This is a genomic window from Microcystis sp. M179S2 (genome assembly GCF_020245805.1).
Taxonomy (GTDB): domain Bacteria; phylum Cyanobacteriota; class Cyanobacteriia; order Cyanobacteriales; family Microcystaceae; genus Microcystis; species Microcystis aeruginosa.
Genome location: NZ_JADBUE010000259.1, coordinates 1 through 10,341 on the forward strand (window position 1 = coordinate 1; position 10,341 = coordinate 10,341).

Genomic DNA, 10,341 nt, shown 5'->3' on the forward strand with positions numbered 1-10,341 from the left:
CGACCCAACTGCAACAAAAAGCGTTAGATTTATTGGGAGTTTCCCTGATTTGTACCCAGTAACGGGGCATCAGAAATTCTCTTAATCCCTCCTACAGCATAGGTTATGGCCTTTTGTCAACGGGGAAGTCCAGTGATAACTGAAAATACTCCTCAACTCCCACTCTGCAATAACTACTGGCAGCCAGAAATACGTTCTTTCCATATCATACTTTGTGCTTTTTGTCAAAAAAACTTTTTTTTTGCAATAAAACTACACAAAAAAAAGATCATCGTTGTGGGTGAAATTGACTCATTTACCCGTCTTAATTAAGCTCACCTTGTAGATGTGGCAAGGGTTTCAGCCATTGCTGCCCAAAAAAGCACATAACAACCCATTGTGAAATTCTATCAAATCGCTGTAACCATTACAACATCGTTGTTAAATAAAAATCTTTCTCAATTAATTCTTAAGAATTTGTAAATATTGCGGAATGTTAATTTAAATATTCTCAAGTTTCTGGAGTCAATAGATAATTTTTGCTTATCTTTATTAAAAAATAGAACTCCTGCAAAATCCAACATCTACCATTGGGTTAGAAGTCAGTATTGAGGAGTCAGTATTCAGGAGATAGGAGATAGGAGACAGGTTTTAGGTGTTGGGGTTTTGAGGTGTTGGGGTTTTGGGGTTTTAGTTCAATTTCCCCACTTCCCCACTTCCCCACCTCCCCCCGCAACGCGCACGCAGTGGTCTCCCCATCTCCCCACACCCTACACCCTACACCCCACACCCCAATTCTTATGAGAGATTCCCTATCGAGCCATCTAAGAGTACAACAACATTGCCTCAATCAAGTTAAATTAGCCGTGAAAAAGCAGGGCTTTAGCAGTCAACGATCCTTAGCTAAAGAAGCTGAATTTAGTCTGGCTACTGTCAGCAACTTCCTGACTGGTAAACCGGTAGAACAAGCCACTTTTGCCCAAATTTGTCGTCGATTATGCCTCGACTGGCAAGAAATCGCCGCCCTGAATGTTCAGCTAACAGCACCCCCTCAAGACAAAATTCTGGTTAATTCGGCAGCCAAGAGCGAAAAATTGGAGACATTACCCCCCTATCCCAATGGGGCAGTTCCCCTTGGTTCCCCATTTTATTTAGAACGTCTTCCCCTCGAAGAACAGATAAGGCAGGAAATCAAGAAACCGGGGGCTTTAGTGCGGATAAAAGCTCCCAAAGAAATGGGCAAAACTTCCCTACTTTTGAGAATGCTCGATTTTGCCAAACAGCAAGGCTACCGCACGGTGAGTTTGAACTTAGAACAGGTGGACCAGGCCATTTTGAGTGATTTAAACCAATTTTTGCGCTGGTTGTGTGCCAATGCCGCCCGTCAACTACAGTTAAAACCGCAATTAGATGAGTATTGGGATGAGGATTTAGGCAGCAAGATTAGCTGTACGGTTTACATTCAAGACTATCTCCTGGAATCGATTACCGCCCCCATTGTCCTCGCTCTCGATGAACTTAATCAGATGTTTGAACATCCCCAAGTGGCCAAGGATTTTTTACCGCTGCTGCGTTCTTGGTACGAAGAATCCAAAACCCTACCTATCTGGCAAAAACTCCGTCTTATCGTCGTCCATTCCACGGAAATTTATGTCCCCCTGCAGCTCAATCAATCCCCCTTTAACGTGGGATTCCCCGCACAGCTAAGTCATTTCAGTCTTGAGGAGGTATTACAATTAGCCCAACGTTATCAACTCACCTGGGAAAATCAGGAAAAAGTCAAACAATTGATGGAGCTAGTGGGAGGACACCCGGCTTTGGTACAAACTGCCCTCTACTATCTCAGTCGGGAGGAAATAACCATGACGCAAATATTAACCAGTGCCACCTCTGTCACGGGGATTTATGCCCATCACCTGCGGCGCCATTGGGCGGTATTAGAACAACAGCCTGAACTAGCAAAAGCCCTCGATCGGGTGATGAGCGCGGTGGAACCCGTACAATTAGACCCAATTCTCGCTTACAAACTCAGCAGTATGGGGCTACTCAAACAATCGGGAGATAAAGTAGTACCCGGCTATGAATTGTATCGACGCTATTTTTTAGAGGTGAAATCCTCTATCAGTTATCAGTAAACAGTAATCAGTTATCAGTGAGGGTGTAGGGTGTGGGAAGTGGGGAGAACAAAGCTGCCTTTTGCATGAGTGCCTTTTGAACCTAGTAAATCAATTTTGTACGACTACTTATGAATATGTCAATCAAAGATACTGTCCAAAATACTGTCAACGTTAGTAATTTTAGTCGCTCGCAACTCGGTCGGCCGGATGAGAACAATTTATATAAGGCAGTCGCCACAATTACCGAGGGACATTGGCCGGAAAATCTGTCGGGATACGTTTTTATCGTCTGTCCTTTTCATAGAAAAAATGACCGTCATTTGTTCTCTGGCGAAGGTGTAATTATTAGATGGGACTTGCAAGGGAAAAATAATCAAGTTAACGTTTACAGTAAAAAACTAAAAACTTGGGATAGTTTTTGGCGAAAAGTTTTACCGATATTTAATATTAGTCAAGCCACTTTTCCAGCAGTGGTCAGCATTTTAGGTTCTTCGGAAATAGCGAATACTGCTATGGTTAAACTAGAAAAAGTTGCCGAAGATAAACAACTAGAAGAAACCAGATTAATCCTCACTGCCGATGCGGGACGTTACTGGGAAGTGGATCCCGTTTCCCTGGATACTATCACTCCGATTGGTTATTTTGACCAACATCTTGTTTCCGTACCTTTATCTTTTTTCCCAGTCCTAGAAAATACCGCTCACCCCTTCTACGACAAAAAGACCAAAGAATTTATCACCTGTGAATTAAAGCTAAAACTTGTATCGGGAGGTATGTTAAAAGATTTAGATAAATCGGTGTATATTGTTCTTTGGGATCAACAAAAACAACTTAAACCCTGGAAACTACAGGGAACTATCCTCGATGGTAGTCCCCATTCGGTCATCGTTACCGAAGATTATATCATGATTCCCGATATGCCTTTTCAGATGGGAGTAGCCAAACTATTAGGTATCAGAATCAGGCCCGAAGAAACCTATCCGAAAACTCAAATTTATCTGGTTAAACGTCAAGACCTCAAGGAAGAAGAAACCAGCGTTCCCTCGCGATTAATTACCTTCAATGGCGACAGTTATCACTTCCTTTGTAGTTACCATAGTACCAACGGTCAAATTCAGATTGTGGCTATCCAAAATGCCACTATTAGTTTAACCGAAGCGATCGAAAAAGACGATATCCAACATTTTACCGGTCAGAGTTATCCCCCCGAATACCACGGCATCCCCTGGATGTTTTCCTTTGACGTCGGAGTGCTGCGCAAAGTGGTTATCGAAGATGCCAGGGTGATGAGCGAACAAGCTTTCATCCATCCGGGTTGGTTCTGTACCAGTCTCTACACCGCCGACCCGCGGGAATCGGAACAGGGATACAGTGCCGTTTATCAAATCTATCTCGGTTATGTGCGCGAATTAATCTGTCGTCGTCAGTATATGGATTGTCGCGACCAAAGTAATCGCATCCTCAGCGATGCCGAACTTCCCTGTCATGACTTGCCCTCGGTATTAGCCAAGGTTCCCTTTGATAAGGATTGGAATCAGTTAACTGAACAGATTAGGCAAGAAAAAAATGCCAGTGATACTCATGTATCACATTTAGGTCGGGGACTACTGGATTTTTATGTTTGTCCTGATGGCTATATTTTAGATAGCATTCAGTTTATTCCCCAAGAACAGGCCTATCTATTGACGACGGTTTTAACCCCGACCAGAGTATTAGAAGCTTGGTTATTTAACCCTGACAATCTCAAGGACGGACCGATTGCTAAACTGAGCTTGCCGGAAGATGTTCACTTTGGCTTGACCTTGCATTCCGAGTATTTCGAGCAGGTGGTCTCTTCTCCCCGTCCTTCCGTCTCACAGGTAAATCGAGTTCTTTCAGCCTTGCGGAGTCTTGTCTTGGTTCCCGTAGAATTTTTCTTGGGGAGACCCGCAGCCGTTTACAATCGCCAAGTAAAAAAATGATTGTTCTCAAAGGATACGACATTCTTGCCCAGGTTTACGAAAGCGTTAACTCAGAAGTCTATCGGGCCATTCGCACCGTCGATAATCAACCGGTTATGCTCAAAATCCTCAAGCAAGAATATCCCACCACCCAAGAACTAACCCACTACAAACAGGAGTATAAAACCATCTGCGGTCTGAACTTCGAGGGGGCGATTAAAGCCTATGGTTTAGAAACCTACCGCAGAACTCCCGTGATTATTTTGGAAGATTTCGGGGGTATATCCTTAAAAAAATGGCTAGAGGGCAAACCCCTGGCCTTAAGGGACTTTTTAAGCCTTGCACCCCGAATAGTGGCTAATTTAGAGAAAATTCACAACGCCAAGGTTATTCACAAAGATATTAATCCTGCCAATATAGTTCTTAACCCCGAAACCGGACAAATTAAAATCATCGATTTTGGCATTGCCAGCGTCCTGCGGCGGGAAAATCCGGGGCTAAAAAATCCCAACGTCCTTGAGGGGACTTTAGCCTATATTTCTCCCGAACAAACCGGACGGATGAATCGCAGTCTCGATTACCGCACGGATTTTTATTCCTTGGGCGTTAGCTTCTACGAACTTCTCACCGGACAATTACCTTTTCGGGCTAAAGATGCTTTGGAATTAGTTCACTGTCATCTGGCAAAACAACCTTTGGAGATTAATAGTCTCGTCAGGGAGAAAATTCCCCCGGTGGTGGAGGCAATCATCATGAAACTGATGGCTAAAACCCCCGAGGAACGATACCAAAGTGCCTACGGTATTCGAGCAGATTTAGAAGAATGTTTAAGACAACTAGAAACAACGGGTAAAATTGAGGATTTTGTCATCGCTAGGCAAGATCTAGCCAATCAGTTCCAAATTCCCCAAAAACTCTACGGTAGGGAGGCGGAAATCGCCACTCTCCTCACTGCTTTTCAACGGGTAGCCACGGCGGATAAAAACTCCTCTCACACCGAACTGATGCTAGTTACGGGTTATTCTGGCATGGGTAAAACCACCCTGGTTAGGGAAATTTATCAGCCAATTACTGAAAAACGCGGCTTTTTTATCTCTGGTAAATTTGACCAATTTCAGCGCGATATTCCCTATGCTGCCGTGATTAGCGCTTTGACTCATCTCGTCAAGCAACTTTTGGGGGAAAGTCAACCACAACTGCAACTATGGCGACAAAAACTCCTCAAGTCTTTGGGGACGAATGCACGGGTTATTATTGACGTGATTCCCCAACTAGAATTAATTATCGGTCCACAACCAGAGGTGTTACAATTAGGAGCGATCGCTACTCAAAATCGCTTTAATTTAGTCTTTAAAAATTTTATTCGGGTCTTTTGTTCCCCGGAACATCCTCTGGTCATCTTTCTCGATGATTTGCAATGGGCAGACTTGGCTAGTCTCCAGTTAATAGAATTAATTATGCTCGATGGCGATATGGACTATTTGTTTTTAATTGGCTCCTATCGCAGTAATGAAATTAATTCCACCCATCCCCTAACCGCTACCCTGGATAAATTAGAGCAGGGGGGCATAATTATCAATCAAGTTATTTTAAAACCTCTGGGGCTTGAACAGGTCAATCAGTTAATTGCAGAGACATTAAATCATTCACCAGAATATGTGCAATCTTTGGCCGCTTTAGTCTGGCAAAAAACCCACGGTAATCCTTTTTTTGTCAATGAATTTCTCAAAACCATCTACTGGGAAAATTTGCTATTTTTCCAACCGGGGCAGGAAACAACCACTAAAACCGACAATAATAGGGGCTATTGGCAATGGCATCTCGGTCAAATTCAAAGGATTGGCAGTACCGATAATCTGATTCAATTTATGATGGGCAAAATGCAGAAATTGCCTCCCGAAACCCAAGAAGTCTTAAGTTTAGCAGCCTGTCTTGGGGCAGAATTTAATTTATACATTCTGGCAATAATCTCTGAGAAATCACCTTCAGAACTTTTACCAATTTTAACTTCTAGTAGCGAAGCTGGTTTAATTATTCCCCTCTCCGAATTAGATGAACAATTACTGATTCAAGAATATAAATTTGCTCATGATCGTATTCAACAAGGAGCTTACGCTCTCATCGAAGACAGCAAAAAAGCTTTAATTCATTTGAAAATTGGTCGCCTACTTTGGCAGCATACTGCCACCAATGAATTAGCGGAAAAGATTTTTAAAATAGTCGATCATCTCAATCTTGGTTATCAACTAATTAGCGAGGAAAAAGAACGAGAGTCAGTGGCTAACTTGAATTTACTAGCAGCCCAAAAGGCAAAAGCCGCTAATGCCCAAACTGGAGCCTTAAAATATATTAAAATCGCTCAAAAACTTCTCAAAAAATCAAGCTGTAAAAATAACTATCAACTGACTTTAAATATTTATTCTGAAGCCACAGAAATCGCCTATTTAAGTGGTAACTTTGAGCAGATGCAACGCTGGGCTAATCTCGTATTAAAACAGGCAAAAACCACCCTAGATAAGGTGAAAGTTTATGAAGTAATCATCGAAGCGTATCACGCCCAAAATCACGAACTAAAAGCGGTACAAATTGGCTTATCTGTCCTCAAAAGCTTAGATTTCGAGATTCCTGAATCCTTACAATCATCAGATATTCAAAAAGAACTAACTAAAACCAGGCAAAAATTAGCGGGGCAAAATATCGAAGATTTAAGTAATTTACCGCCGATAAATGAGGAAGAAAAATTAGCAATCATGAAGATAGCGGCTGCCATATTTTCTCCTGTTTTTATTGCCGCACCTCATCTCTTAACCATCCTAGTATCAAAACAGGTTAACTTATCAATTCAGTACGGCAATAGTTATCTAGCGGCTTTTACCTATGTTAATTATGGCTTAATTCTTTGTGGTCTTTTAGAAGATTGGGAAACGGGTTATCAATTTGGGAAATTGGCTTTAAACATTGCCGATAAATTTCATGCCAAAGCCCTGATGCCGAAAATAATTGCCGTCTTTTCCACCACTATTAGTATCTGGAAAGAACCGATTAAAAATTCCCTGTCCTTGTTAAAATCTTCCTATCAAACTGGTTTAGAAATGGGTGATCTATACTACGGAACAACCTGCGCCTATCTTTACTGTTTTCATTCCGCCTTTATCGGACAGGAATTAACCGAATTAGCTGGAGAAATAGCTAACTATGATCTGGCTTTTGTTAAGCTCAAACAAGAAAACACCCGCAACTATCTAAAAATCTACGGTCAAACAGTTTTAAATCTGCTGGGGCGCTCGGAAAATCCCGGTCATTTAGAAGGACAGTACTATCAAGAAACTCTTATGTTACCGTACCATGTAGAGGCTAATGATCTCTACGGTCTCTGTGCTTTATTTGTTAATAAATTATACCTTTGTTATCTATTTGGACAGTACGAACAAGCCATTGAAAATGCTAACCAAGCCCAAAAATATCTGGGAGGAGCTACCGCTACTTTCTTGATTCCTCTGCATAATGTCTATGATTCCCTCGCCCATTTAGCTATTTATAATCATCTGGACAATGACCAAAAACAGCAAGTATTAGAACGAGTGACGAATAATCAGAAAAAGCAACAGGAATGGGCGAATCAAGCACCCTCTAACTATCTCCATAAATTTTATTTAGTGCAAGCGGAAAAGGAGCGAGTGCAGCAATCTTATCTAGAAGCCATAGAAAACTACGATCTAGCCATCGCTAAAGCCAAGGAAAATGAATATATTAATGAAGAAGCACTAGCTAACGAACTAGCGGCGAAATTCTATCTCGATTGGGGTAAAGTAAAAATTGCCAAAACCTACATCAATGAAGCTGCTTATCTCTATTCTCTTTGGGGAGCAACAGCTAAAGTCAAAGATATAGAAAGCCGTTATTCTCAGTTAATGGTCAATAATTATGGTTCCAATTCCCTGACCGAAACTAGGAAAACTACCACCAGAAAAAATTCAGTTAGTCATGCGGGAGAACTGTTAGATTTAGCCACGATTATGAAGGCATCCCAAGCCATTTCTAGCGAGATAGTTTTAGATAAATTACTCGCCACCCTGATGAAAATTCTCATCGAAAATGCTGGGGCGCAGCTGGGCTATCTTATCCTAGAAAGCGGCGGACAACTATTGATCGAAGCCTCCGGTTCCGTGCAGGAAGATGGGGTGACAGTCTTTAAATCTAATGCCATCGAAGAACATCTTCCCGTCTCAATTATTAACTATGTAGCCCGGAGCGGTCAAACCGTTCTTAATAACGATGCCGCCCATCACGGCAATTTTAGCAACGATCCCTATATTAAAACCCATCAAACCAAATCGCTGCTCTGCACACCCCTCCTCGACCAAGGACAACTACGGGGAATTGTCTATCTAGAAAATAATCTCACCGTCGGGGCTTTTACCCAAGAAAGATTGGAAGTGCTGCAACTGCTCTCCAGCCAAGCGGCGATCGCAATTACTAACGCCAAACTCTACGCCGAAATCAAAGCTAAACAGAGACAACTAGCGCAATTTTTAGAAGCCATGCCAGTGGGGGTATTTGTTCTGGATGCCGACAGTCAACCCTATTATGCCAATCAAACCGCCCAAGAGATTTTAGGAAAAGGGATAGTTAATATCACCACGGCTAATCAGTTGGGGAAAACCTATCAGTTATATCAAGCTGGAACCGATCGATTGTATCCCACCGAAGACCAGCCGATTGTCCGAGCTTTAAGGGGGGAAAAAAACACGATGGATGATCTAGAAATTCACCAAGGAGAGAAGATTATTCCCCTAGAAGTGTATGCCACGCCCGTTTTTGACGAAAAAGGAGAAATTATCTATGCGATCACCGCTTTTACCGATATTAGCGAACGAAAACAGGCGGAAGCGGAACGGATTCGCTTTACCGAAGAATTAGCCGAGTATAGCCGCACCCTAGAACAGAAAGTGCAGGAGCGCACCCTAGAACTCAGCCAAACCCTAGAAATTCTCAAGGCCACCCAAGCCGAATTACTATTTGAAAATGAACTGCTCAGAAGTAGCGAAGAATCTAGCACCTTTGACTACCAAGTGGGGGGCAGTTTGCCCATGGATGCCCCCACCTACGTGGTCCGCGCCGCCGACCGTTATCTCTATAAAGCCCTCAAACGCGGCGATTTTTGCTATGTTCTCAATCCCCGTCAAATGGGTAAGTCTAGTTTAATGGTACGCATGATCGACCACCTCCAACACGAGGGGGTCTGTTGCGCTCCCATTGATTTAACCCGCATCGGCAGCGAAAATGTCACTCCCGACCAATGGTACAAGGGGATAGCCTTCGAGTTAGGGCGACGTTTTGGACTGCTCAAAAGGGTCAATCTCAAAGCTTGGTGGCAAGAACGGGAAGATGTCTCGGCAGTACAGCGCTTGGGCGAATTTATCGAAGAAGTGTTATTGCTGGAAGTGGGGATCGTGGAAGGTTCTCCCCCGAAACCGATCGCGATTTTTATTGATGAAATTGATAGCGTTTTGGGCTTAAATTTTGCGGTTAATGACTTTTTTGCCCTGATTCGTTCCTGCTATAACCAGCGTGGTTTTAACCCGCTCTATCGGCGTTTGACCTTCGCTTTCTTCGGTGTTGTCACCCCCTCCGATTTAATTACCGACCACCAAATCACCCCTTTTAATATCGGTCATTCGATTCAATTGGAGGGTTTTAAGGAACACGAAGCCCAGCCTTTACTGCGCGGATTGGCCGAGAAAGTCAGTAACCCGCAAACTGTCTTAAAAGAAGTCTTTGCTTGGACAAACGGTCAACCTTTTCTGACCCAAAAACTCTGTCAGTTAATTCGCACCGCTGCCTCACCGATTCCCCCCAATGGTGAGGCCCCCTGGATTGAGGACTTAGTACAGAAGAAGATCATTGACAATTGGGAGGCTCAGGATGAACCGGAACATCTGCGCACTATTCGCGATCGGCTCCTCAACAGTCATCGCTCCCAGTTGCTCCTGAGACTCTATGAACGGATTTTAAGGGAAAAGGAGGTGATTGCCGAGGATAGCCCCCCAGAAAAAGAGTTACTTTTATCGGGGTTAGTGGTCAAAGACCAAGGCCGGCTGCGGGTTCATAATCCCATCTATCAAGCAATCTTTAACCTCCATTGGCTGACCCTGGCAAAATCAACCTAATGGGACTTAGACAAAAAACAAATCGAGAAAAGCCTCAACTCCAATCCCCGCTTGGGATTTACTTCGAGAAGCCCAAAATCGCTGAAACCCAGATAGATCAAGGAAAATCATAAATCGAGGTTAACCCTTTGTCCC

General features: G+C 43.1%; 3 protein-coding genes. All 3 read left to right on the forward strand.

Annotated features, from left to right (window positions below; translation table 11 throughout):
* Positions 1 to 779: 779 nt before the first annotated feature.
* The 3 genes from IM500_RS15835 (at position 780) to IM500_RS15845 (ending at position 10,206) form a co-directional block, all read left to right on the forward strand.
* Positions 780 to 2,114 carry an AAA-like domain-containing protein gene (locus tag IM500_RS15835; RefSeq protein ID WP_287738927.1) on the forward strand — a complete coding sequence of 445 codons (1,335 nt, stop codon included), beginning with the start codon at positions 780 to 782 and terminating at the stop codon, positions 2,112 to 2,114.
* A 110-nt stretch (positions 2,115 to 2,224) separates the two neighbouring features.
* A complete protein-coding gene (locus tag IM500_RS15840; RefSeq protein WP_190718084.1) occupies positions 2,225 to 4,057 on the forward strand; it encodes a carotenoid oxygenase family protein in 1,833 nt (610 codons plus the stop codon).
* Positions 4,054 to 10,206 carry an AAA family ATPase gene (locus IM500_RS15845; RefSeq protein ID WP_190718086.1) on the forward strand — a complete coding sequence of 2,051 codons (6,153 nt, stop codon included), beginning with the start codon at positions 4,054 to 4,056 and terminating at the stop codon, positions 10,204 to 10,206. The genes IM500_RS15840 and IM500_RS15845 overlap by 4 nt, the downstream gene beginning before the upstream one ends.
* Positions 10,207 to 10,341: the final 135 nt, after the last annotated feature.

Excerpts from the sequence above, each read along its gene's own strand:
- IM500_RS15840 (WP_190718084.1), top strand. The coding sequence starts at position 2,225 with ATGAATATGTCAATCAAAGATACTGTCCAAAATACTGTCAACGTTAGT.
- IM500_RS15845 (WP_190718086.1), top strand. The coding sequence starts at position 4,054 with ATGATTGTTCTCAAAGGATACGACATTCTTGCCCAGGTTTACGAAAGC.
- IM500_RS15835 (WP_287738927.1), top strand. The coding sequence starts at position 780 with ATGAGAGATTCCCTATCGAGCCATCTAAGAGTACAACAACATTGCCTC.